Origin of the sequence: Mucilaginibacter sp. SMC90 (genome assembly GCF_022811725.1) — a bacterium.
Lineage (GTDB): Bacteria > Bacteroidota > Bacteroidia > Sphingobacteriales > Sphingobacteriaceae > Mucilaginibacter.
Genome location: NZ_CP094527.1, coordinates 472,424 through 497,933, shown reverse-complemented (window position 1 = coordinate 497,933; position 25,510 = coordinate 472,424). Strand labels below are relative to the sequence as shown.

At 41.7% G+C, this 25,510-nt stretch carries 20 protein-coding genes and 1 tRNA gene; 13 read left to right on the top strand and 8 right to left on the bottom strand.

All coding sequences use genetic code 11. The features are described from left to right. Nucleotides 1-5 precede the first annotated feature (5 nt). From MTO98_RS02275 to MTO98_RS02265, 3 genes are all read right to left on the bottom strand, one after another. Nucleotides 6-731, bottom strand: coding sequence for a hypothetical protein (locus tag MTO98_RS02275; RefSeq protein ID WP_243485019.1), 726 nt, complete (start codon nt 729-731; stop codon nt 6-8). A 607-nt stretch (nt 732-1,338) separates the two neighbouring features. Next, nucleotides 1,339-2,964, bottom strand: coding sequence for an NADP-dependent glyceraldehyde-3-phosphate dehydrogenase (locus tag MTO98_RS02270; RefSeq protein ID WP_243485018.1), 1,626 nt, complete (start codon nt 2,962-2,964; stop codon nt 1,339-1,341). Between the two features lie 153 nt (nt 2,965-3,117). Then, nucleotides 3,118-5,097 (bottom strand): thiamine pyrophosphate-dependent enzyme, encoded by a 1,980-nt coding sequence (locus tag MTO98_RS02265; protein WP_243485017.1) that lies wholly within the window; start codon nt 5,095-5,097, stop codon nt 3,118-3,120. A gap of 59 nt (nt 5,098-5,156) precedes the next feature. Here MTO98_RS02265 and MTO98_RS02260 point away from each other — a divergent pair, with 59 nt between their 5' ends. Then, nucleotides 5,157-6,008: a DUF4198 domain-containing protein gene (locus MTO98_RS02260; RefSeq protein ID WP_243485016.1), complete on the top strand. Its 852-nt coding sequence runs from the start codon at nt 5,157-5,159 to the stop codon at nt 6,006-6,008. A gap of 188 nt (nt 6,009-6,196) precedes the next feature. Here MTO98_RS02260 and MTO98_RS02255 read toward each other — a convergent pair whose 3' ends face one another. The 5 genes from MTO98_RS02255 to MTO98_RS02235 form a co-directional block, all read right to left on the bottom strand. After that, a complete protein-coding gene (locus MTO98_RS02255; protein ID WP_243485015.1) occupies nt 6,197-7,504 on the bottom strand; it encodes a carbohydrate porin in 1,308 nt (435 codons plus the stop codon). 40 nt (nt 7,505-7,544) lie between these two features. Then, nucleotides 7,545-8,192, bottom strand: a complete 648-nt coding sequence (locus tag MTO98_RS02250) for an HD domain-containing protein (RefSeq protein ID WP_243485014.1) — start codon at nt 8,190-8,192, stop codon at nt 7,545-7,547. A 53-nt stretch (nt 8,193-8,245) separates the two neighbouring features. Continuing rightward, a complete protein-coding gene (locus MTO98_RS02245) occupies nt 8,246-8,485 on the bottom strand; it encodes a helix-turn-helix domain-containing protein (protein ID WP_243485013.1) in 240 nt (79 codons plus the stop codon). Between the two features lie 278 nt (nt 8,486-8,763). Next, nucleotides 8,764-9,261: a hypothetical protein gene (locus tag MTO98_RS02240; RefSeq protein ID WP_243485012.1), complete on the bottom strand. Its 498-nt coding sequence runs from the start codon at nt 9,259-9,261 to the stop codon at nt 8,764-8,766. Next, nucleotides 9,262-10,437 (bottom strand): class I SAM-dependent RNA methyltransferase, encoded by a 1,176-nt coding sequence (locus MTO98_RS02235; protein WP_243485011.1) that lies wholly within the window; start codon nt 10,435-10,437, stop codon nt 9,262-9,264. 88 nt (nt 10,438-10,525) lie between these two features. On the opposite strand from MTO98_RS02235, the gene MTO98_RS02230 reads away from it, so the two are divergent. The 12 genes from MTO98_RS02230 (at nt 10,526) to MTO98_RS02175 (ending at nt 25,474) form a co-directional block, all read left to right on the top strand. Further along, nucleotides 10,526-10,894: a DUF3127 domain-containing protein gene (locus MTO98_RS02230; RefSeq protein WP_243485010.1), complete on the top strand. Its 369-nt coding sequence runs from the start codon at nt 10,526-10,528 to the stop codon at nt 10,892-10,894. 218 nt (nt 10,895-11,112) lie between these two features. Then, nucleotides 11,113-12,915, top strand: coding sequence for a sensor histidine kinase KdpD (locus tag MTO98_RS02225; RefSeq protein WP_243485009.1), 1,803 nt, complete (start codon nt 11,113-11,115; stop codon nt 12,913-12,915). Between the two features lie 118 nt (nt 12,916-13,033). After that, nucleotides 13,034-13,726, top strand: a complete 693-nt coding sequence (locus MTO98_RS02220) for a response regulator transcription factor (RefSeq protein WP_243485008.1) — start codon at nt 13,034-13,036, stop codon at nt 13,724-13,726. A 523-nt stretch (nt 13,727-14,249) separates the two neighbouring features. Then, a complete protein-coding gene (locus tag MTO98_RS02215; RefSeq protein WP_243485007.1) occupies nt 14,250-14,981 on the top strand; it encodes a hypothetical protein in 732 nt (243 codons plus the stop codon). A gap of 111 nt (nt 14,982-15,092) precedes the next feature. Then, entirely contained in the window at nt 15,093-17,834 is a 2,742-nt protein-coding gene (locus tag MTO98_RS02210) for a carboxypeptidase-like regulatory domain-containing protein (RefSeq protein WP_243485006.1), read from the top strand. A gap of 182 nt (nt 17,835-18,016) precedes the next feature. Next, entirely contained in the window at nt 18,017-19,135 is a 1,119-nt protein-coding gene (locus MTO98_RS02205; RefSeq protein WP_243485005.1) for a DUF4249 domain-containing protein, read from the top strand. Between the two features lie 91 nt (nt 19,136-19,226). Beyond that, the gene (locus MTO98_RS02200) at nt 19,227-20,318 is read left to right on the top strand and encodes a DUF4249 domain-containing protein (protein ID WP_243485004.1); all 1,092 of its coding nucleotides are present in this window, start codon (nt 19,227-19,229) and stop codon (nt 20,316-20,318) included. A gap of 43 nt (nt 20,319-20,361) precedes the next feature. Then, on the top strand, nt 20,362-22,746 hold the full coding sequence (locus MTO98_RS02195; RefSeq protein WP_243485003.1) for a hypothetical protein: 2,385 nt from the start codon (nt 20,362-20,364) through the stop codon (nt 22,744-22,746). Between the two features lie 185 nt (nt 22,747-22,931). Further along, nucleotides 22,932-23,005: transfer RNA gene (locus MTO98_RS02190), tRNA-Asp, on the top strand. A gap of 255 nt (nt 23,006-23,260) precedes the next feature. Continuing rightward, on the top strand, nt 23,261-24,499 hold the full coding sequence (locus tag MTO98_RS02185) for a site-specific integrase (protein WP_158829910.1): 1,239 nt from the start codon (nt 23,261-23,263) through the stop codon (nt 24,497-24,499). Nucleotides 24,500-24,660: 161 nt separating this feature from the next. Then, on the top strand, nt 24,661-24,816 hold the full coding sequence (locus MTO98_RS02180; RefSeq protein WP_208102402.1) for a hypothetical protein: 156 nt from the start codon (nt 24,661-24,663) through the stop codon (nt 24,814-24,816). 4 nt (nt 24,817-24,820) lie between these two features. Then, nucleotides 24,821-25,474 carry a zeta toxin family protein gene (locus MTO98_RS02175; RefSeq protein WP_158829906.1) on the top strand — a complete coding sequence of 218 codons (654 nt, stop codon included), beginning with the start codon at nt 24,821-24,823 and terminating at the stop codon, nt 25,472-25,474. Nucleotides 25,475-25,510: the final 36 nt, after the last annotated feature.

The window sequence follows — 25,510 nt, the reverse complement described above, 5'->3', positions numbered from 1 at the left end:
ATTGTTTAATAGTCGAGATACGCCTCTTTTGAGGTGTACTTCGGTTTGTTTTTAAATTCGTTAATGTATGATGGATGCTCATAAAAGTCCCAATCCCATCGCTTATTAGTTTTATCTATCAACCTGAGAATCCGCGGCAAATAACCATTCCAATCAATAAATTCATTGATCTCACTTAGCTGTTGTTCAAGCACTTCGTCAATTTGTTTTGCTGTGTAGATGATGTGTGGCTTGATCACCAACACAAATCGCCATTGTTCAATAAATACATACATGTTCTTCCATCGCCTGTATACTACATCCCATACTTCTTTAAAATAGAAGCATTGTTTTTCTGCATCAGTAAGATTGAGTTTTGAACTGTGGAATTCTTCCGGATCAAGTTCCCGGAGTTTTTGTTCTTTTTCTGAATAAGTGTACCTGCCTTTGCGGCGCTTTTTCTTTTTAAAAGATTTATCGTGATGCCACCATTTTACGTTTATTTTATTGAGTAGGCTTTGATAAAACTCGGCCTTGTCACTGCGTGCAATATCGCTACGCAAAATAAAATAGCGTACATATCCACTCTGGTAAGGTTTCTCCAAAGGGATTGGCGGTAGTTGGCGAATCTGATCGCTCAGGTCTTGTCGTTGCTTGCTTAGACTGATCAGCTTTTTATCAAACGCTTCTTTAACCAATCGTTTTTTTCTCCGTGCCGATTTTAAACGGTACGGTAAATCATGTATGTCCATCGGACTTTACGTGTTTAGTTCATTAAAATCTGTTATGATTTTCAAAAATTCATCCCCGGGTTAGGGATTTACCCATTTTGAAAAGCGCAAGCCAAACCGTTAACGCGTAAAAAAAAGCAGACAAACAAAACCTGTCACCGGTTAAATACACCGGCAAAAACGTTTAAACAAAAACAAAAGAATTGCTGTCCACCTGTTAAAGGTGATGCACTAATGGGATATGGATGAGATACTCTGTAGCATAGTCCTTAAAATATTAAAGGGTTAACAATTAAGGAATTGCTACAAAGATGCAAATATTTTTTAATTAAAAAATGAGCAGGTAAATAAAAAGCGTCATTGTGAGGTACGACGCAATCCCCGGCTTGAAGGTCCGGCCTGTATAGTTCGCGATTGCTTCGTACCTCGCAATGACGCTCAGTTTAAGTCTTGCACTGGTATTGCGCATAATCAACTCACCCGGTCTACGCTTCGCTGGACCACCCTCTCTCCGGCTTTGCCGCAAAGAGGGCAAAAAAGAAAACCCCTCTTTACGCTTGCGTAGAGAGGGGTGACGAGCGCAGCGATGTCGGGGTGAGTCGATACGCTGAAAAGTAACTTGCTCTTTTTACAATATAAACTTCGTGCTCAGGAAATTGGAGTCATTATCATTCACAATTTCGTTGATGATGTTTTTATTGGTTTCGGTCATTTTGGTGGTAACCAATGAGCGGATAGAGAACGACCTTAAGGCATCATGTACCGAAAGGGTGCCCTCCGCACTGTCCTTACGCCCGGTGAAGGGGAACACATCCGGTCCGCGCTGGCATTGGCTGTTGATGTTTACACGGCTCACCAGGTTTACAAATGGATCTATCAGTGATGAAATTTCCTTAGCGTCGTTACTAAAAATACTCACCTGCATACCATGTGGCGAATCTATCTGGTAAGTGATCGGCTCTTCAATATCCTCAAACGGAATAACCGGAATCACCGGGCCAAACTGCTCTTCGCGGTATAGTTTCATGTTTTCATTAACCGGGTAAACTATCGCCGGGAAAAAGAACGAAGCCGATGTTTCACCGCCATTTTCGTTGATGATTTTTGCGCCGTTGGCTAAGGCATCATTTACAATATCAGTTAAATATGCTGGTTTGTGCGGTTCAGGAAGCGGGGTTAGTTTTACATCTTTTTCCCATGGCAGGCCGAACTTAAGTTTAGCAACGGCCTCGCTTAATAATTTCAAAAACTCATCGGCAACTTCTTTATGTACAAATATTACCTTAATAGCAGTACAACGCTGGCCGTTAAAAGATAAGGAGCCTAAAATACACTCGCTAACGGCTTGCGACAGGTCGGCGTGTTTGGTTACTATGGCAGCATTCTTTGCATCCAGACTTAAAACAGCCCTTAAACGGTTAATTTTAGGGTGGCGCTTTTTCAGGTCGTTAGCTACTTTGCTTGAACCTATAAAAGCCAGTACATTCACCTTACCCGATGCCATGAGGCCCGGTGTTACAACAGCACCACGACCATAAATGGTATTCACTACACCTTTAGGAAACGACTCCTGAAATGCTTTTAACAGCGGGTAATGCAAAAGCGTACCGTGCTTAGGTGGTTTAAATAAAATGGTGTTCCCCATGATCAATGCAGGGATCAGGGTGGTAAAAGTTTCATTAAGCGGATAGTTGAACGGCCCCATGCAAAGCACCACGCCCAATGGCGAGCGGCGAATCTGGGCAACCAATCCTTCGGCCATTTCAAAACGTGACGATTGGCGGTCAATATCCTTCAGGGCATCAATAGTTGCATTGATGTACTCAATAGTACGGTCAAATTCTTTAGCCGAATCGGCATAAGATTTGCCAATTTCCCACATCAGCAGCTTTACCACCAGTGTACGCTGTTCGCTCATTTTATAAATGAAGCGTTCCATACATTTAATACGGTCGGCAATGCTCATGGTAGGCCATTCGCCCCGGCCGTTGTCATAAGCTTCAAGGGCAGCATCTAATGACTCAAAAGCTTCTTTTTCGGTACAAACAGGGTATGTACCTATCAGCTTGCGTTTAAATGTACCATCCTGGCCCCAAAAGCCAACCGGCGAGTAAACTTCGCTTACTTCGCCGTTCCATGGTTTCATTTCGCCACCGCTCAGGTATTCGCGCTGGTGTACTTCTTCAATCTGAAATTCGGGGGGAATATTGATTTCATCAACAAAAATTGAACTGAGCTGGGTTTTAAAACTCATATTTTTTTCAAGGGTTTTGATTTGCCCTAAGATAGAAAAAGCCTGCTTTAAGGAGCAAGCTTTTATATGCTAAAAACATCAACAATGTTCAATTATTTTAAATAGCTAACACAACTGCCACATATATTTGGCGGGCAGGAGTGGAACAAAAGCTTAGTAAGCCAATAGCCTTTCCATATACTCATCTAATCTGGCTTTAGCTAAAAACTGATCTTCAAGGGCTTTATTCATGGGGATGGCTGTATCCAGACTACCACAGCGGATTACGGGAGCATCAAGGTATTTAAAACAATGTTCGGCAATATGGGCGGCAATTTCGGCACCGAAACCATTGGTAAGTGTATCTTCATGCAGTATTAGCACACGGCCTGTTTTTTTTGCGCTGGCTTCAACTGCTTCATGGTCCCAGGGTTGAAGGCTACGGAGGTCTATGATCTCTATAGATAGATCGGGATGTTTACCGGCATATTCCAGTGCCCAATGTACGCCAAGGCCAAATGTAATAATGCTGGCCTTTTCGCCTTGTTGAATTAAATTAGCTTTGCCAATCTCAATCATTACGTCATTATCGGGTACATCTGCGCTGATACTGCGGTACAGGTATTTATGTTCAAAATAAATTACAGGGTTAGGATCGTCAATAGCGGCAAGCAACAAGCCTTTGGCATCTGCCGGAGAAGACGGATAAACAACTTTCAGCCCTGGCGTTTTAGTGAACCAGGCTTCGTTGCTTTGCGAGTGGAAGGGGCCTGCACCTGTACCGGCACCCGCCGGCATCCGTATTACAACATCAACACCCTGTGCCCAGCGATAATGTGTTTTGGCCAGGTTGTTAACAACCTGGTTAAAGCCACAGGTAACAAAATCGGCAAACTGCATTTCAACAACAGCCTTGTAACCGTTAAGGGCAAGTCCCATACCCGCACCAACAATCCCCGATTCGCAAATTGGCGTATTGCGCACGCGGCCCTTGCCAAACTCCTCCACAAAGCCCTGGGTAATTTTAAAAGCACCACCGTATTCGGCTATATCCTGGCCCATGATCACGAGGTTGGCATGCTTGCGCATGGCTTGTTTAAGCCCATCGCTAATGGCATCTATATAACGTTTAGTGGTAACTGTTGATGGCTGCGGCCTTATGGCCGGAAAACTGTAAGGCTTATACATATCCCGCACTTCGGTAGCTACGTCGGGTATGATATCGGCTTCCGCATAGGCTTTTTCAATTTCGGTTTCAATAAGAGCGGCAAATTCCTTACGGATAGCCGGGATCATATCTTTAAGTAAACCCCCTTCGGTAAGCAGGTATTTTTCAAAGTTTGCAACCGGATCTTTCCCTGCCCACCACTCAAATAAATTTTTGGGCACATATTTGGTACCTGATGCTTCTTCATGGCCACGCATCCTGAAGGTCATGCATTCCAGCAAAACGGGTCGTGGATTTTCGCGGATAGCTTTATTAAGTGAGTTTATGGTATTATAAACCTCAAGCAGGTTATTACCATCAATCCGGCGGCCCTCAATACCGTAGCCTATGGCTTTATCTACCAGTTCGCGGCAGTTATATTGTTCATTTGTTGGGGTAGAAAGGGCGTAACCATTGTTTTCGATCAAAAATATAACCGGCAGTTTCCAAACAGAGGCTATGTTCAGTGCTTCATGAAAATCGCCTTCACTGGTAGCTCCCTCGCCGGTAAAAACAAGTGTTGTTTTTTTCCTGCCCGATAATACATCGGCCAGGGCAATACCGTCGGCCAGGGCCAGCTGCGGGCCAAGGTGCGATATCATCCCTATGATCTTATATTCCTGGGTGCCAAAGTGAAAAGAACGGTCGCGCCCTTTGGTAAAGCCAGAGGGCTTACCCTGCCACTGCGCCATTAGCCTTGACAGGGGGATTCCTCTCGAAGTAAAGACCCCCAGGTTGCGGTGCATAGGCAAGATATATTCGTCGGTATTCATAGCCAGGGCGCTGCCAACTGCTATGGCTTCCTGGCCAATACCCGAAAACCACTTGCCGATACGGCCCTGCCTCAGCAGGATCAGCATCTTCTCTTCAACCATGCGTGGAAATAGCATTTTTTTATAAAATACCAGCAAAGTATCATTATCGAGGTTTTTCCTGTCAAAAATCATAACGTAAAACTACTGAAGTTTTTAAAACTTTGTATGTTTGGTGATACTATCAGAAAACTATGAATCGCACCTCAATTTTGCCCATCATATTACTGCTCATGATCAGCTTTACGGCCAGTTCGCAGGATTATTTTTTATTGCCACATAATTTTTACGTTCATAAGGGCGATAAGATAAACCTGCACTTGCTAAGCGGCAATGAGTTTAAGCCCGAAAATGAATTTGTGTATGCCAAAGCAAAGGCAACTAAATTTATGCTGTATGAGGGCTCAAAAAAAACAGACCTGTCAAAGGTCAGCACCCCGGCCGATAGTAGTTTGCTTACCTACGAGATTCAAAACTCGGGCCTTGCCCTGTTTGAGTTAGTTAGGGAAGATGAAACGGAATCAGAAAGAAATAAATTTATAAGGGCGCTTGAAAGCGAAGGGCTTGATAAAATGGCCGAGGAAGCCAGGGCCAGCAGTCAGCAATACTTTGTTGAAAGGTATCACCAGTCAACCAAAGCCCTTATTGCTGTTGATAAGGCTAACGGGAAAGACTTTGATAAACCGCTGGGCGAAGATTATGAAATTGTGATACAACAAAACCCATATAAGGCCGCATATGGCGATGATGTTACGGCACAGGTACTTTTTAAAGGCAAGCCTATGAAAGATGCCGTGGTAATTCAGTATGTAAGAACAATAAATGGCACTATAATTCCGCAGAAGTTATTAAGCGACAGCAATGGGCTGGTATTTTTTAAGCTAAGCCGCGAAGGGGTTTATATGATCAGCTCTACTCACGTGGAGCCATCACAGGATAAAAAAGCCGATTATGAAAATTGGACTACCACCTTCACTTTTGCCTTTAGCAATACCGATGACGAGCCTAACACCTACCGGGAATTTGGGTTCGGAAACAAACACTAATTAATGTTTTTGGAAACAACTCCAATAACGGCAGGCAAGAAAAAACATGTCATTGCGAGCGCAGCGCGGCAATCTCGTAGCCAATGCATGGCCGACTTACAGAGCTACGAGATTGCTTCGTCGTTCCTCCTCGCAATGACATATTTTTATTTTTCCGGCACTGCACAGTTATATAACTGCGGCTGCTTTTAAAACTCCACGTGTGCCCTTAATGAAAATACATTTACCGGGCCTCTATCCTTATTATAGGCAGGGTTGAGTAAAAACTGGTAACCGGGTGTAAGCCAGAATTTTTTTTGATAAGCGTTAATTTTATAGTCAAGCTCAGCAATAAACTCGGTACCATAGTTTAACTTGCCATCGCCGATGATAAAGCCGTAGCCGCCGGCAGCAAGATAATCGCGGTGGGCGTTTGATATGCCGTTGGCTACAAAAGCCAGGCCCAGTTCATCGTCGCTACGGCTCCACGAACTACCTTTAAGTACGCCGCCAAAGCTCAATGAACGGTCTATCTCGGTAAAATACCAGGTTTCGGTTTTACCATTGTTGTAGCTTACTTTAGCAAATACACCAAAATCTTTAGTTAAATATTGGTCGGCACTAATACCAAAACCGTATTTATGCCGGCCCCAGGCCTGTGTAGTATCAACGTTAGGTGCCGTTGGGCTAAGTGCCAGGGCCTGGCGATAATCGCCCATTTTACCGTTATTGCGGAAACCAAGAATTCTGACTGTGCCTTTTTGGCCGTTAAGGGTGTAACGTTTTTCGTATTCTAAGGTTTGCGTATTTGCTTTTCCAATTTTTTGGTCCCAGATAGCACCGTTGGCAGTAGTGGTCGACATGGTGAAAGCAAAGCGTAATGTCCAGTTAGGCTGCCCCAATTCGGTATGGATACCCATTACATAACCACGTGTGTTGGCCGGATAATCCCATGCTCCGTTATCCATCAAACTCCAGTTCATGAACTGCGTACGCGGATCGTGACTAAATTCATTGCCGTCATAAAAATCGGCCATGCCAAATTTACCCACAGTAACCGAAAAGTAACGTTTACTTTTTAAACCAGCTAACTGATTGGCATCATCGCTGATAGTATCTTTTTCCTTTCCCCATTCAAAATTCTGGGTAAAGTATAACCGGGCTATGTAGATCTTCGGTTCTGCGCCGCCAACGCGAAAAGTTTCACCGTTTGGAAAACCAGCTGCACCCAAAGTTTTACTCAAACCGGAGCCACCCGAAAGCTCGGGATTAAAATAAGCTTCGGCACCTTTCCAAAGTCTTGCCCCGCCAAAAAGTGTAGTAGTAATTGAGCTTTGAGTTTCTTCGCCGGTAAGCAAACTGTTATCACCTGTATAGTCGGCATGAAATGATGGCTTGTACTGGGTAATTACTGTTTGTTGGAAATGGAAATTGAAACGCTGGCGTTTAACTGTATCCTGAGCAAAAGCAACGCCCGCAATTAACACAGGTATTATGGTAAGTATAAGTTTTTTCATGGGCTGTCAAATTTGGCGCAAAAGTAAGCTTTCGTGCTAATTATGAACCACATTCTTCAAAAAACTGTTTTAAATAATCTTCCATAAAAGCGTGTCTTTGAGCCGCAATCATTTTGCCTGTGGGTGTATTCATCTTATCCTTAAGCAATAATAGTTTTTCGTAAAAGTGATTAATGGTTGGAGCGGCTGTGTTTTTGTATTCCTCTTTGGTCATGTTAAGATTGGGTTTAATCTCAGGATTATACAATTCACGCCCCTTAAAGCCTCCGTAAGTAAAAGCACGGGCAATGCCAATGGCGCCAATGGCATCAAGCCTGTCAGCGTCCTGCACTACAGCAAGTTCGGGCGAATGGAAGGATTTTTTATCGAAGCTTGCCTTGAACGACATGTGCCTGATGATTTGCTGCACATGGTTAATGATATCAGCATCAACGTTCATGCTTTGCAGATAGTTGCCTGCAGTACGCGGACCAATTTCCTCATCGCCGTTATGAAATTTGCTGTCGGCAATATCATGCAGTAGGGCAGCAAGTTCAACTACAAGCTGGTCGGTGTTTTCTGTTTGATTGATGAGTTTTGCGTTTGTCCAAACGCGGTGAATGTGCCACCAGTCGTGGCCGCCTTCGGCATTTTTGAGTGTGTCGCGTACAAAATCAACAGTAGCGGCAATAAGTTTATCGTGTTCCATCTTTTGCAAAGATAGTAAGCAAAAGATGGAACAACAGGATTGTATAAAAAACGTTAGGCCGCAGCTGTTTTTTCTGTGTTGATAAGGTCAGCTACTTCAACTTCTAAAATAGACGCAATCTGGAACAACCTTTCAACAGTTATTTTAGTGTAGCCCAATTCTATTTTGCTATAGGCATTTTGGGATATACCTAATTTAGCCGCAAGGTATTCCTGGGTATAATTTAGTCCTTCCCTTGTATGCCTGACGTTAGCGGCAATGGCTTTGATCTTAAAATTCAGCATATCTTTCATCCAATTATATATTGATTCAGTTATAACTAACGAGAATAATTGACGCCCGGATTTTAATTTTTTTAAAAAAACACAAATTAGCCCGCCTGGATGCAGGAGATTTTTTTAGGTTTTAATTAAAAGTAAATGCCAATTATGACATTTTAGGTATAGTTACGAAAAAAAATAGTCGCCGGTTTTAATTAAAAGTATATTTTTATTTGAAATATTTTTTTTTCAAAAAAAAAGCGACAGGCCTTTCGGTCTGTCGCTTTCAAATATTTTTTGGCGAAGATAAATTATTCGGTCAAATCGTAACTAACCGTTACCGTAGGTAATAACGTAGCAGTTTCAAGCGGTACCTGATTATAAGATATAATTGGCCTGCGTTTGGTGTAATAATCAAATGCGGCCTTTATAGTAGCGTTGCTGGTATTGGCAGGCGCGTTAAAATTGATTGCAAATGGCAAAATAAAATCATGCAGCTTTTCATGATCAGGAATGATCCATTTATGATTCGATTTTTTCAGCGCCTCAATGATAGGCACTACCAGTATGGCATCATCGGCATAATAAACAATGATCTTTTTAATGTTGCCTTTGTCATCGGCAGTAAATTTAAATACAGCTGTACCCGTAGCCTTCTTTTTAATGATCTCGGGAGATATCACAAGACTATCTTTAAAAAAACGCGACATAATTGGGCTGCCGCCCTGAAACGGAAATGCTAATTGTGTTTGTGCCTTAACTAAAACGGATGATAAAACAATTGTTATAAATAACAGGATCTTTTTCATTTAATTTTCTTCTTTCGGTTCGCGTTTACTGCCCTGGTACAGTTCATACTCAAACAGGCGGCAATCAAGCTTACCATTATAAAATTCAATTTTGCGGGCTGCCTTTAAACCTATCTTCTTAGCCAGATCGGCGTTGCCCGTAAAAACATAACCATTATAACCGAGGCATTTCTTTTTCAGGAAATCGCCCATACGTTTATAAGTGATCTCCAGTTTGGTGTGTACACCCAAACGCTCGCCGTATTCAGGGTTAAACATCACCACGCCTGTTGCCTCAGGCACCTCGGTATCTTCAAAGTCACAAACGGCAAAATCAATTAAATGTTCTACACCGGCGGTTCTGGCGTTTTTGCGTGCTATGTCAACCGCATCTTCCGAAATATCGGTGGCAATGATCTTGAAGCCGGTTTCCTTCTTTGCTTTATCTTTTAGTACACGGCGTTCGGCAAAAAATACGGTTTCGTCATAACCTAAAATATGCATAAAGGCATAATTCATCCTGAACAAACCCGGAGATTTATCGGTGGCCAGCAAGGCTGCTTCAATAGCCAGGGTACCCGAACCACACATGGGATTAATAAAGGTGCTCTTCATATCCCATTTGGTAGCCATGATGGTTGATGCCGCCAAAGCCTCAAGCATTGGTGCTTTGCCTGGTATTTTACGGTAGCTGTGCTTGGCCAGGGTTTCGCCGGACGTATCCAGGAAAATTTCGGCACGGTCATCCTGCCAGTACAGGTGTACGAGCACTTTATTAACTTCCGGGCCCGAATCCGGCCTGATACCTTTGATGGATTTGATCCTGTCTACAATGGCGTCCTTTACTTTTACGTTGGCAAACAACGGGGTAAGGATGTGTTCATTGTTCACGTTTGATGATACCGAAAAATAACCGGTAAAATCAATGAACTTTTCCCACTCAATGGTTACCAGCTCATCGTAAAGCTCTTTCGGGTCGCGGGCTGTAAAAGTTTTTATCGAATACAGGATCTGACTTGCGCAGCGCAGGTTCAAATTAAGCGGAATGGTATCTGTAACGGTACCTTTTAGTTCGACCCCGGTGGGGAAAACGCGGACCGGCTCATAGCCTAAAGCTTCAACTTCCCGTTGCAGGTAAGTTGAAAGCCTTTTGTTACATGTAATTATGATTTTACTTTCGGTGTGGAAAACTTGCATATTAATTCGGTAAAATTAAGAATTAAAAAGCCCCTATTTTAATTTCTTAACTATTAACTTTACATTTTAAATTATTTGAAGACTAATTATGGAAGTTAAAGGTAAGGTACATGAAGTATCGGCTACCCAGCAAGTAACCGATTCACTTAAAAAACGCGAACTTATACTTGAATATATTGAGAACCCTCAATACCCTGAATATTTAAAGTTTGAAGCTATACAGGATCGTTGCAATTTATTGGATAGCGTTAAAGTTGGTGACGATGTAGAGGTTTCTTTTAACCTTAAAGGTCGCCCGTGGACAGACAAAATGGGCAAAAAAAGCTATTTTAACTCATTGCAGTTATGGAGGGTTACGCCTTTAGCAGCAGCTAATAACGCATCTGCCGCTCCGCAATATGCAGCTCCTTCTGCTGATATCAGCTCATCGTCAGATGATGACGATCTGCCATTCTAAACAGAAAAGCGCAAGCAAGATATTACAAAAGGCCCTAACAAAGGGCCTTTTGTTGTTTAAAGCTTTCTGCAATTAAACCCACTGTTTTATGCACCACACGGCTGTATTTGAGATAATAAAATATTAAGCAGCAGAGTTTTAAATAAATGTGCATTTGTTAAATTTTGTTAAATGCAATTTTTGTGTGCGGATTTAGGATAATTTTGTTTGTTTAATAAATGAAGAAAAGAAGCATAGGTTTAATCATTGGCTTAATGAGTTTTGCGCTATTGGGCGTAATGGCTATGCAGTTTTATTTTTTGAGGCAGGCATATCAAATGCAATCAGACTCATTTGACCGGCAGGTTAGGGAGGCGATGAATAATGTGGTTGATAAAGTAACCCGGCAGGATGCCAACAATTTCCTGAAAGCAAAAACCCAGCAGGTTGCAATTACAACCGATAGCGATGAGCAGGGAGTACGCAGGATAAATACCAGCAATACCAAAAAACATTCCACCGCCCGCGAAAAACGGATAGCCCTGCTGCGCGATAGCTTGCAACGGATGATCCAGCATAAAAAAATGGACGATGAGCTTAATGGCTTACTGCAAACTGAAGGCACAGTTGATTTTAAGGTACATGTGGAGGAATACACCGATGAGTTTGGCGTTGTACATGAACAGCTAACTCCTGAAATTGTACGTACGCACATCACACGCCGCATAAGCCGCCCTAAAAAACTACATAAATACGATACCCTGAGATATGTTTATGTAGACCCGCAGTTTGGCAAGCAAATGATTTCTGTACCGCGTATAAACCCGCTGTGGGTACAGGAACAAGCCCGCAAACAAAAAGAAAAGGAATTCCAGCAGATCAAAAAGCTGGTCGAAAACGATTCGCTTGAAAAAGTGAACAATGCAGGGGCAAAACCTACCGTTATTGAAAACCTGGCCGAGGAATACCGCAAATCGGGCGAACCATTGAATAAACGGATCAATCCTTTCTGGATAGATTCATTGCTGCGTTTTGAGCTTCACAACAAAGGCATTTTCCTGCCTTTTAGTTATGAGGTAACAACAGCCAACAGCGATTCGCTGATATTTTCAAATGCCAGCGATAGCCAGGGCGAAAAACTGCCGGTGTTTGTTGCAGCCAACACTTATCAAACCCCTATTTTTACCAAAGAGGTGATCAACGACCCCGGTAAGATCAGGCTTTCATTTCCACAAAAAAACTCATTGATATTGCGCAACATGACGGCTACCATGGCTACAACCGGCGGCCTTACTATGGTGCTGATCCTCTGCTTCGGTTACACTATATTTTCGATATTGAAACAAAAAAAGATCTCAGAAATGAAGATCGACTTTATCAATAACATGACCCATGAGTTTAAAACCCCGGTATCAACCATCATGATAGCCAGCGAAGCTTTAAGGGACAATGAAATTGCCGAAGATAAAAACCGGGTGGCCCGTTTAGCCAACATCATTTTTGAAGAAAATGCCCGTTTAGGCAGCCATATTGAACGGGTATTGAACATTGCCCGCATTGAGCGTAACGACTTTAAGCTGGAAAAAAAGCCGGTTGATGTTAATGAGATGGTTACCATAGTGCTTGACAGTATGGCGCTCAAACTGCAAAAATGCAATGCCAAAACTACACTGCACCTTGATGCGGAGAACGCCTATATTATTGCAGATGAACTGCATTTTTCGAACGTGCTGTACAACCTGGTTGATAACGCCATCAAATACAGCAACGAAGAACCCGATATAACTATAAGCACCTTTATTAAAAGCGGTCAGGTTGTTATTAAAGTAGCTGATAAAGGCATAGGCATGAGCCGCGACCAGCAAACAAAAATATTTGAGCAGTTTTACCGTATCCCTACCGGCAACTTACATAATGTTAAGGGTTTTGGATTGGGCTTAAGCTACGTTAACACTATAGTTAAACGCCTTAATGGTACTATAAGCGTAAAATCAGAAAAAGAAAGAGGCTCAGAGTTTGAGCTGAAATTTGCAGTAGCCTAATCCTTGAGTCGGAAAGTCGGGATGCCCGAAAGTCCGTAAGATAAGCTCAGCCTATCTCTCGATTTGAATAAAGAACTTCCGGACTTTCCGACCTCGGGCTTCCGGACAAAAAAATAACATGAAGAAAATACTACTGGTTGAGGATGACGCAAATTTAGGCCTGTTACTGCAGGATTACCTGCAATTGAAAGGTAAATTTGATGTGGTTTTATGTAAGGATGGTGAAGAGGGCCTGCGCGCTTTTACCAAACAAACCTATGACTTGCTTATACTGGATGTGATGATGCCTAAAAAAGATGGCTTTACACTTGGTAAAGATATCCGTAAGATCAATGCACAGGTGCCTATCATTTTTGCCACAGCCAAAGGTATGATCGAAGATAAAACCCAGGCCTTTAATTTGGGGGGTGATGATTATATAACCAAACCTTTCCGTATTGAAGAATTACTGCTGCGGATAAACGCCTTGTTAAAGCGCACTGATAATGCCGGCAAAAAAGAAGAGGAAAAGCAAACCTCTTTTAAAATAGGGAAATATACATTTGATTATACTACTCAAATGATCGTGACTGCAGATAATCAGCAAAAGCTATCTACCAAAGAAGCCGAACTGCTGCGCCTGCTGTGTGTGCACAAAAATGAAGTACTTACCCGCGAAGAAGCCCTGCTAAACATCTGGCATGATGATAATTATTTTAATGGGCGCAGTATGGATGTATTTCTGAGCAAGATCCGTAAATACTTAAAAGACGATCCCAATGTGGAGATCATTAACGTGCACGGGCGCGGTTACAAGCTGCTTATTAACTAACTTATTTTACCGGCGCTTTAACTATCCACTGAAATATTTTTTGGCTGCCTGATTTTTGTGGCCATAAATGACACTGCATTCGCATAGCCGGGGCATTTCAGCAGCTTTATAATTACCCTTGATCAAGGATAAGCTTATTGCTTAAAATTCAGCCTGATCGGATCATTGTATTTTGAGGGATGGAAATATCTTATTAAATGGCTTCCCTGAACATCGGTTAGGCAATTTGATGTATAAATGTATAATACTGTTCACGTTTTTGCTTTTGCTATTTCTCTTTCAGCCAATTAATGATTACGTTGAATCAATCCCTCCATCCGGACGCAATTAGTCCGGCATCCGCTTTAAGTATTTAATAAAGACTTATTTAACAAGCCCTGTTGCGTCCGTTTAACAGGCCCAGTAATAAATAGCTATAAACATTTCATGTAACACAAATAATACACTTGCTTTGATGTATTAACAATCGGGCATTTGGTATTTAATTGAAAGTCACGTAAATTTCATTTTTATAAAAACCTAAATGGTAAAAAAATTACTCCTGGCCTTAGTTATCACCTGGGGCATCATAGCAAACGGTAATGTTTCTGCACAAACGGGCATTGATAGCACGAGCTTAAGCCCCACAGTTGCTAATTATAATACTGCTATAGGTCAACAATCGCACCTGTATAACGGACCGGAATATGAATATTACGACCCTATAATAAAAGGGAATGCCTATGTTTTTGATAATAAATCATTTACTCCGGGCGCAGTAAAATATGGGGACGTGATTTACCGCGATATCCCGATGCTATATGACCTAAATAAAGATTTTGTTGTTTCGCTTCTTTATAACCACTTTACAAAATTTTCATTACTAAGCGAACGTGTGGCAGAGTTTTGGTTGCTTAACCATCATTTTATTCGTATTAACGCCGATTCTACAGGCAAGGCCGGCCTTACTACCGGCTTTTATGATCAATTATACCGGGGTAAAAAAATCGGGATCATTGTAAAAAGGGCCAAAAGTATCCAATCTACCACCAGCAGCAATACCGTCGAGTCTTTTTTTAGAGAAACAAAGGATTACTATGTTACAAGAGGCAACAGCTACCTTAGTTTTAGCGGAAAAGGAGGCCTGTTAGATATTTTCAAGGACAAGAAAAAGGAGCTTAGGCAATATATAAAGGCAAATAATATTGATTTCCATGAAAACCAGGAGCAGGCAATTGTGGATGTGGCTACTTATTATGACCATTTAACTAATTAACACTTATGCTATGTTATTTGATAACAGGCTAAAGTGAGATTGCATTGGATGTACACGGCAGGAAAATAAAATAACCGGATGAAAAAAATTTACTTTCTAAGTTTTTGTTTTTTGATTTTAATTAAACTGTGCCATGCCCAGCAAGGGCAGGGAAAATCAATCAGCGTAAACTTTCAGCAAGCTACTATTGATCAGTTTGTAACAGAACTGGAAGCAAAATCAGGCTTTCATTTTTTTTACGACCCAATGCAGTTTGACAGCTTGAAGGTAACCCTGCAAGCAACCGACAAACCCCTTGAAGCCATATTAGGCCAGGCATTCAAAAACACCGGCTTTAACTTCGCCATTACAAAACAGCAACAAGTATTTTTAACCAAAGGACGCGAAATACAAACCGGGCTGGCCATAGGTTACTTTGACATTACGGCTGCCAATGCAACAGCAGCCAACATGAGTGTTTCTCCGGCTAATGCAGATCTGGATAAAGATAAAAAGATACCTGAAGCAACTACCGAAAATAAGCTTTATGAAATAGGGATCAAAACCAACACTATTGAGGCTGGTACCGCAACTTTATCGGGATATGTAAAGGAGGCCAAATCGGGCGAGTCGGTAACAGGTGCCAGCATTTATGTAACCAACACTAAAACCGGGGTAGCTACTGATCAGTTTGGCTATTTCACCATCAAGCTGCCAAAAGGGAGACAGGTATTAAGTGTAAGAGGCATTGGCATGCGTGATACCCGCAGGCAAATCATACTTTATTCTGATGGTAAGATCATCATTGAGATGCAGGAACAGGTAACCAGCCTTAAAGAGGTAAAAATATCTGCCGAAAAGGTAGCCAATGTACGCAACGTACAATTAGGGGTAAACCGGCTCGATATTAAAAGCATTAAACAGGTGCCTACCGTATTTGGCGAGGCTGATATATTAAGGGTGGTGCTTACCCTGCCGGGCGTTCAGTCGGTTGGTGAAGCTACAACAGGTTTTAACGTACGTGGGGGCTCGGCCGATCAGAACCTCATCCTGATGAACGATGCCACAATCTATAACCCTTCGCATTTCTTTGGTTTCTTTTCATCGTTTAACCCCGATATAGTTAAGGATATTGAATTATATAAAAGCAGCATCCCCGAAAGGTTTGGCGGCCGCTTATCTTCAGTACTCGATGTCACCAATCGCGAGGGGAATAAAAAGAAATTCACCGGCTCGGCTGGTATTGGCCTGATCACCAGCAGGCTTAATGTTGAAGGGCCTATCATTAAAGATAAAACCTCGTTTTCGTTTGGTGGCCGTACCACTTATTCCGACTGGCTGCTTAAACTCCTGCCAGATGCTTACAAGCATAGTTCGGCATCATTTTATGATCTTAACCTTGATATAAGCCACCAGATTGATGATAAAAACAACCTGTATTTAACCAGTTATATAAGCAGGGATAAATTTAAGCTCAACAGCGATACAGCCTATAGCTATAGCAACAGGAACATTAACCTTAAGTGGAAGCACAATTTTAACAATAAGCTATTTAGTGTTATTACAGCAGGTATCGACCGGTATCAATACGATGTTTCAAGCGCCGATAACCCGGTGAATGCATACAAGTTAAATTTTGATATTAACCAAAGTAATTTCAAAACAGATTTTACATACTACCTTAATCGCAGAAACACCGTCGATTTTGGATTGAGTTCTATTTACTATAAACTCCATCCGGGCAATTTTCAACCCCTCGGCGCTCAATCATTAGTAGCACCTGATGTTGTTGCCACGCAACAAGCCCTGGAAAGCGCTTTATACCTGGGCGATAAATTTGACGTGACCGACGACCTTTCGATAAGCGGCGGCATAAGGTATTCAATCTACAATTTCCTGGGGCCGCAAACAGTTTACAACTATGCGCCTAATTTGCCTAAAACAAGCACCAATTTGTTAGATAGTACCAATTATGGAAGCGGCAAGCTTATTAAAACTTATTCGGGCCCCGAGATCAGGCTTTCGGCCAGGTACCAGCTGGGTGATAACCTATCTATAAAAGGCGGTTATAACACCTTGAGGCAGTATATTCACCTGTTGTCAAACACAACTGCCATATCTCCTACCGATGTTTGGCAATTGAGTGATCCCAATATCAAACCTCAATATGGCGACCAGGTATCATTGGGCCTTTATCATAATTTAAAATCAAACACAATCGAAACATCGGTTGAGGTTTACTACAAGCGGTTAAGGGATTATCTTGATTATAAGAGTGGTGCCAACCTGGTATTGAACCATCATATCGAAACCGATGTGATAGGCACACAGGGTAAGGCTTATGGCATCGAATTCCTGATAAAAAAAGCAACAGGCAAAGCCAACGGATGGATCAGCTATACCTACTCGCGCACGTTTTTAAGACAAAATGATCCTAATTTGGGAGATTTGATTAACGGAGGGGCATATTATCCTGCAAACTTTGATAAGCCTCATGATTTTAATTTCATTGGCAATTACAGGTTTTCGCACCGGTTTAGTGTTTCTTTAAACCTTACTTACAGTACAGGCCGGCCAATTACCTTACCAATTGCTAAATACGAATACGGAGGCTCTGAAAGGGTATTTTACTCGGACAGGAACCAATACCGGATCCCTGATTATTTCAGATCGGATTTTTCGATGAATATTGAGGGTAACCATAAAGTACATCAGTTAACACATAATTCATTTACAATAGGTGTATATAACTTAACCGGCAGGCAAAACGCATATTCTACCTTCTTTACAGAACAGGGCGGGGCTATTAATGGCTATAAACTATCCATATTTGCCAGACCTATTCCGTTTATTAACTACAATATCAGGTTTTAACGATGACGGGAAGCGGGATATATAGGTTGTATAACAATAGCAGTATAATTAATTATACTGCCTCCGCTTGTTTAGCGGCGAAAGCTTTGCTGCACCTTAAAGTCCATGTTCCGTCAAATGGCTTTGGATTATTTTTTTTACTTACCGGAATATTACTGAGTGAAAACTGCCGTAAATCATTTATGCCGGCCGTTATTTCATCGCCAAATAGTTATCTTATTGTAGAAGGTTTGATCAATACCGGCAGCGACTCTACATTTATAAAACTGAGCCGTACTGTTAAACTCAATGATAAAGTAGCCACTAATCCTGAAAAGCAGGCATTGGCTGTAATAGAAAGTGACAATGGCAGTGCATATCCGCTTACTGAGATTAACGTTGGTACTTATGCTGCAGCTCCTTTACATTTGCCCGCCAGCCACAAATACCGGATCCGTATCAAAACATCATCAAACAAAGAATATTTATCTGACTTTGTTGAAGCAAAGGTAACGCCCCCTGTTGATAGCTTATCCTTACATATTAAACCGGATGGTTTACAAATTAATGCAAATGCGCATGATGTTACCAACAGCACCAGGTACTACAGGTGGGATTATGAGGAAACATATCAATATCGCTCAAAATACGATTCAAGATATAAATCAAACGGGGATACAGTTTTACCCAGGGATTATATAAATGATCAGATATATCATTGCTGGCGCAGCGATACATCAAGTAACATCATTTTGGCTTCTACTGCAAAATTAACAAATGACGTATTATCCGATGCGCCTATAACTTTCATTGCTTCAACTTCGGAAAAGGTAGCGGAAAAATATACCATATTACTAAAACAGTATGCGTTAACCAAAGAGGCCTTTCAATTTTGGGAAGATCTTAAAAAAAATACCGAGCAGTTAGGCAGCATATTTGACGCACAGCCTTCGCAATTGAAAGGCAACATTCATAGTGTTACCGATGCTTCAGAACCTGTTATAGGATACATGAGCGCAGGCACTGTTTCAAAGCTGCGTGTATTTATACCTAACGGCCACCTGCCACCCGAATGGACCAAACTTGATATGGGTGAATGCCTGCTTTTGGGCTTTTACTTTAAACACATTGAGGGCGATGTGGTGGTTAATGATGAAGATTTTTATTTTAATTATAATAAACCCGGCCAGCATAGCCTCTACATACCCGTGAGTGCAATTGTAATGCCGTTTGTAGGGTTAGTTGGCCATACGGGAGCACTGCCCCAATGTGTTGATTGTACGCTAAGAGGATCAAATAAACCGCCTGTTTTTTGGCAATAGAAGAAACATGAGACGAAATAAAAAAATATGGTTTGTATTACTTATAGGTTTTGCTTTTGCAACTTGTAAAAAGCCCTATAACCCTAAAATTGTGGACTCTCCGAATCATTACCTCGTTGTAGAAGGTGTGATAAATAACGGTGCCGACTCAACGATAGTAAAATTGAGCAGAACGGTTAATATTTCGGGTAGCGTAAGCTCAAGCGGAGTTGATAATTGCACCGTATCTGTAGAGGCCGAAGGAGGGGCATCATACTCACTTTCACCTCAGGGAAACGGTGCCTATCTTATACTTGGGCTTAGCCTTGATGCTTCAAAGAAATATCGGTTGCATATTGTTACTAACGATAGTCAAGAATATGCGTCAGATTACGTAGAGGTAAAAAAAACACAGCCTATTGATAGTGTGGGATTTTATGTAAAAAACGGCAACCTGCAAATTTATGCTAATACGCACGACCCCGCTAACAATACCCGTTACTACCGGTGGAGTTATGACGAAACCTGGAAGTTTCACGCCAGATATCAGTCGTCATATATAGTTGATCGTGAAAATAAAACAGTTGTTGCGCGGCCAGGGAGTGAGGCCAATTATTACTGTTTTGCCGGCGATAAGTCAACTACTATAGTGATAGGTTCATCGGCTAAGTTATCACAGGATGTGATATTTCAGCAGCCAATAACAACTATAGCGTCAACATCCGAAAAAGTAGAGATGCGTTACTCCATTTTACTGAAACAGTATGCTTTAACAAAAGAAGCTTACCAGTTTTGGGAAAACATGAAGAAAAACACAGAACAGTTAGGAAGCATCTTCGATGCGCAGCCATCACAGCTAACAGGAAATATTCATAACCTGAAAGACCCGGCTGAGCCTGTTATCGGTTATGTAAGCGTAACTAATGTTCAAGCAAAACGGGTATTTATTGACAATGTTCAGGTTCCGCATGATTGGGTGGCAAAATACCCTTATGATTGCGGCCCTCCTGATACCGCACTCTTCTTTAACCCTAAGACCCAGCAAAATGAAGTATTAAACTTTATTATTAACGGTGTCGCTGTCCCCGTAGCGGATATCAAGCAGCAAATGAACGTGATAGGATATACTTATTCATCGGTTGAATGTACCGATTGCAGGATCAGGGGACGGGTACAAGCTCCTGCATTTTGGACAGAACAATAAAATTATAGATGACGCCATGGAAATAAATCAATAAGGTTTGGCTATGAAAAAAATTAAAAAAACTGCTATCGTTCCACTGCTTTCAGGCATGTTACTGTTATCGTTGAACGGGCTGGCACAAAATACAAGTCAAATCTCTGATAGCTTTAATAAGTATAGCCAGGCCGCCGTACAGGAAAAGATCTTTGTACACACCGACAAAAACGCCTACATGACCGGAGAGATTTTGTGGTTTAAGGCCTATGCCGTTGACGCTGCCTATCATAAGTTGCTTGGTTTAAGTAAAGTTGTATATGTTGATGTACTGGACGACAGGCAAAATGCCATTATACAAACTAAAATAGAAATGAAAAACGGCCTTGGCAGCGGTTCTGTTTATGTACCTGTATCTGCCGGCAATGGAAACTATAAATTAAGGGCGTATACCAGCTGGATGAAAAACTTCAGTGCCGATTACTATTTTGAAAAAAGCATCACTATTGTCAATCCATTGAAATCTCCTGAAGTGCAGGCTAAAGCGCAATCTTTGGCCTACGACGTTCAGTTTTTTCCAGAGGGAGGAAGCCTGGTTGCAGGTATTAACAGTAAAGTGGCCTTTAAGGTTACAGCATCAGACGGCAAGGGATTAAGCGAGTACAGAGGCTCAATTGTTGATCAGAAAAATGATACAGTAGCGAGGTTTCGCCCGTTAAAGTTTGGTATTGGCAGTTTTTTATTTACACCCGAGGCCGGTAATACTTACAAAGCCATTATTAAATCAGGCAATAATGCTGCTGTTACAAAAGAGTTACCTGCTGTTAATAGCCAGGGCTATGTAATGGCAGTAAAAGATGCAGGCAGTACGCAAATAGAGGTTACAGTGAAAGCTGCTGGCGCTGAAACCGGCGAGCTATATCTTTTTGCACATACAAGGCAGTTGATAAAAGCAGGCATGACGGCGTCAATTAATAACGGGACCGCCAGCTTCATACTTGATAAAGCTAAATTAGGTGAAGGCATATCAAGCTTAACAATATTTAACAGCGCCCGGCAACCCGTATGTGAAAGGCTTTACTTTAAGCGGCCCAAGCAAAAGCTTAGTATTGATGCCACCGCCGATCAGGCTTTATACGCCCGCAGAAAAAAGGTAAGTGTCGGCATTGCAGCTAAAGATCTTTCAGGACAAACCAGATCTGCTAACCTGTCAATGTCGGTTTATAAGCTTGATTCGCTGCAAAAGATCGATGCCGGCGAGATATTCAGCTATCTGTGGCTAAAATCGGACTTGAGGGGCAATATTGAATCGCCAGACTATTACTTCAAAAATACAGATGCAGAGGCAGATGCTGCCCTTGACAACCTTATGCTGTCGCAAGGCTGGCGAAGGTTTCAATGGGCCAGCGTGCTTGGTAACAAACCTGCAGTATTTAACTTTTTGCCCGAATATGATGGCCACCTGATTACCGGCAAAGTAACCAATACACAAACAGGCGGCGTTGCCAAAGATATTATAGCTTATTTAAGTGTTCCGGGAAAACGGGTACAGCTGTATGCCTCAAAAAGCGATTCAACAGGCAGGCTGATCTTTAATACAAGACAACTTTACGGCCCGGGAGAAATAGTAGCCCAAACCAACTCAGAGCGCGATTCAATATATCATATAGATATATTAAGTCCTTTTTCTGAACAATACTCAAAGTACCCTGCGCCCAAATTTAACCTTACCAGGGGCATGCAAAACGCCATTGAAGAAGGAAACCTGGGTACGCAGGTCCAAAACATTTACTGGGCCAACAAGATCAAGCATTTTTACGAACAACCGGTTGATAGTTCCGGTTTTTATTCAACACCTTATAAAACCTACCTTTTGGATAATTATACCCGTTTTACAACTATGGAAGAAGTGCTGAGGGAGTATGTAAAAGAAGTATGGGTTAACAGGTCGCAAAAGCGCTATCACATTAAAGTACTTAATGGCAATGGTTTTTTAGATGGCGATCCCTTAGTAATGCTGGACGACGTGCCTGTTTTCAATATAGATAAGGTTATGGCTATCGACCCATTAAAAGTTCGCAAGCTTGAAGATGTTCCTTACCGGTATTACTGGGGCCCGTCAGTTTACGAAGGAGTTTTGAGCTTTACAACCTATAAAGGAGATCTTGGTGGTGTAGAAATAGACCCGAGGGCTGTTGTTCTTGATTATGAAGGCCTGCAGTTACAGCGTGAGTTTTATTCGCCGGTGTATGATACTGAACAGGCAGCTAAAAACAGGATGCCCGATTTCAGAAGCCTGCTTTATTGGGCTCCTGAAATCAACACTTCGGCCCAGGGCAAAAGCCAGCTGTCGTTTTATACGTCTGACCAAACAGGTAAATATATAGGGGTTGTACAGGGAATTACAGCGGAAGGTGACGCTGCAAGCCAGTATTTCAGCTTTGATGTGAAGTAACTATTTTTAAATTTGCGTGAACCACACCCTGTATCACCTTATTTAAACGGTGACTATCAGCAAATTAACCGAAATAAAAAAGGCAAACAAATCAAAAAAGCCCTTAATTTTTCAAATAACGAACTTTTTTGTAAAAACAATTTGCGTAAAATGAAATGGTTTGTATATTTGCACACCCAAACGGAGGAGTGGTAGTTCAGCTGGTTAGAATACATGCCTGTCACGCATGGGGTCGCGGGTTCGAGTCCCGTCCATTCCGCTAAAAAGGTAACATTACCAAGCAAAACCCTTCAAATGATATCATTTGAAGGGTTTTTTGTTTTACGGCCAAACCAAATTATTCAAGTTTTCGCAAGGAAAATGACAATAATTCGGGAGTTAATTCCCGATCCGAAAAACAACTCCCGAATTAACTGATATATATCTGTATATCAACCTGTTCAATGATTGCGCATCTTGATTTCAAGTGACTTATTTAACAATTTTGTTCACTTAAAAAGCAAGTTAAAACAACATGAGAACTATGCTCACCGTGCTTTTTTGCCTGAGAAAGCCAAAGAATTATGAATCAGGTTCAGCCCCTATTTATTTGCGCATCACAGTAGATGGCAAACGTACCGAAGTTTCCATTGGCCGGAAGTGTGATCCTGACCGCTGGGATACTGATACCGGCAGAGCGACCGGTAATAAAGAAGATGCCCGCTCCCTTAATGCTTTCATGAGCAGTATTGAACATCAGCTTTACGAGATCCACAGGCAGATGACTGCTGCCGATGAAACGGTAACCGTAGAAACTATAAAGAACCGCTATACCGGTAAGTTGGAACGCGCAAGAACGCTTGTGGCCATTTTTGAAGATCATAATGAAAAGATGAAAGCTTTGGTTGGGCAGGAGTTTGAAAAAAGCACCTGGCAGCGTTATGAAACAGCTTTGATGCACACCAAAGATTTTATGCAATGGCAATACAATATCACTGACATACCGGTTAGTAAGATCAACTTTGCATTTCTAAACGACTTTGAATACTATCTACGGACTGTCCGTAAATGCGCCAATAATTCTGCCATAAAATATATCAAGAACCTCGGTAAGATCGTGAGGATCTGTATGGGTAATGGCTGGCTGACAATCGATCCATATCTGAATTATAAGCCACGTACCCAAAAGGTTTACCGGGAAGTACTCGACACCAAAGAGCTTGACCGGTTGACAAAAAAGAAAATTCCGAACGCCCGCTTACGCACGGTAAGGGATATTTTTGTTTTCAGTTGTTACACGGGGCTGGCCTACGTTGATGCACGAAAGCTTAAACGTTCTGAACTGGTAAAAGGAATCGACAACAAAACCTGGATATATACCCAGCGTCAAAAAACAGATACACTTTCCCGTATCCCTGTCTTACCTGTGGCAGCAGGTATTATTCGCGCCTACGATAAGCATCCGCAATGTATCGCTGAAAATCTGTTATTGCCTGTTATGAGTAATCAAAAAATGAACGCTTACTTAAAGGAACTTGCAGGTATTTGTGATATTGAAAAGGAACTCACTTTTCATATTGCACGCCACACATTTGCCACTACCGTTACATTAAATAATGGCGTGCCCATTGAAACGGTATCTAAGATGATGGGGCATACCAGCATCAAGACTACGCAGATATATGCTAAAGTTTTAGATCATAAGATCAGCGAAGACATGTCGCAATTAGAGGCAAAGCTGGTACCAAAGAAGCGTGTAGCCAAGACCGCCTAAATATCAACATTCATAATTCTTAATATTTCAATCTTTATATTTGTATGAGAGCATTTCATCAAACCATGAGCAACGCAACCACCATCGACCTACGTTTAAAATCAGTCTTTGATCTAACAGACAAGGAATTGCAAGAACGTCTTAGGCCAACGTATGAGGCCATGAAAAAGGAAAAATTTGCTAAAGGCGGTTACATTACCTATTACGATCCCTCAGTTTGCCCAACTACGTCCCATGCAGTACACGAATACGCCGACCGCAAGGACTTGATGTGGATGGACGATAAATATCAGGAACACTTCATAAAAACCCTTTGATCTTATGTCAAATAACCCGCAACTATTATTTGTCGCGGGGCCAAATGGAGCGGGAAAATCGACTTTCTCTAAAGACTTGTCGATACCCGGTGCCATTATTTTTGATGTTGACAAAGTTGTTGCACAGATAGAGGCCCAATCACCCCGTATGCCTAAACGAAGCATATATGAGGAAGCGACTAAAGATTTTTTCAAACAGGTGAACGCCGCAGTTAAAGATAGACGGCACTTTACTTTAGAAACTAATTTTAGAGATGAATCATTGATGGATGTTGTCGCTCATTTTAAAGCGCATGGTTATGCTACCCACCTGATTTACCTGACATTAGAGAGTATCGAGCAATCTGTTTTCCGTGTGAATGAAAGAGTGAAGGACGGTGGACATTTTGTTGATATTAAAAACATTCAACAGAACTACGATTTAGGGTTAGAATATATCGAACGTTTTGCCGATCACTTTGACAATGTAGAGATCGCTGATGCTTCCAAAAGTAATCAGCATTTACGTTCCTTGCTTAGCATACAAAATCGAAGCCTTGTTTATCAAAGTAGTAACATACCTGAAAAGTTTGTCAATCGGATAAATGCTATTGTCGAGAAATTCATACCACCTTCGCCTACACAAGAATTGCGACCTTATAGAGGCCCCAGTCGTTAAAATATATCCAGTTAGCCGCTTCAAATGGAGCGGCTT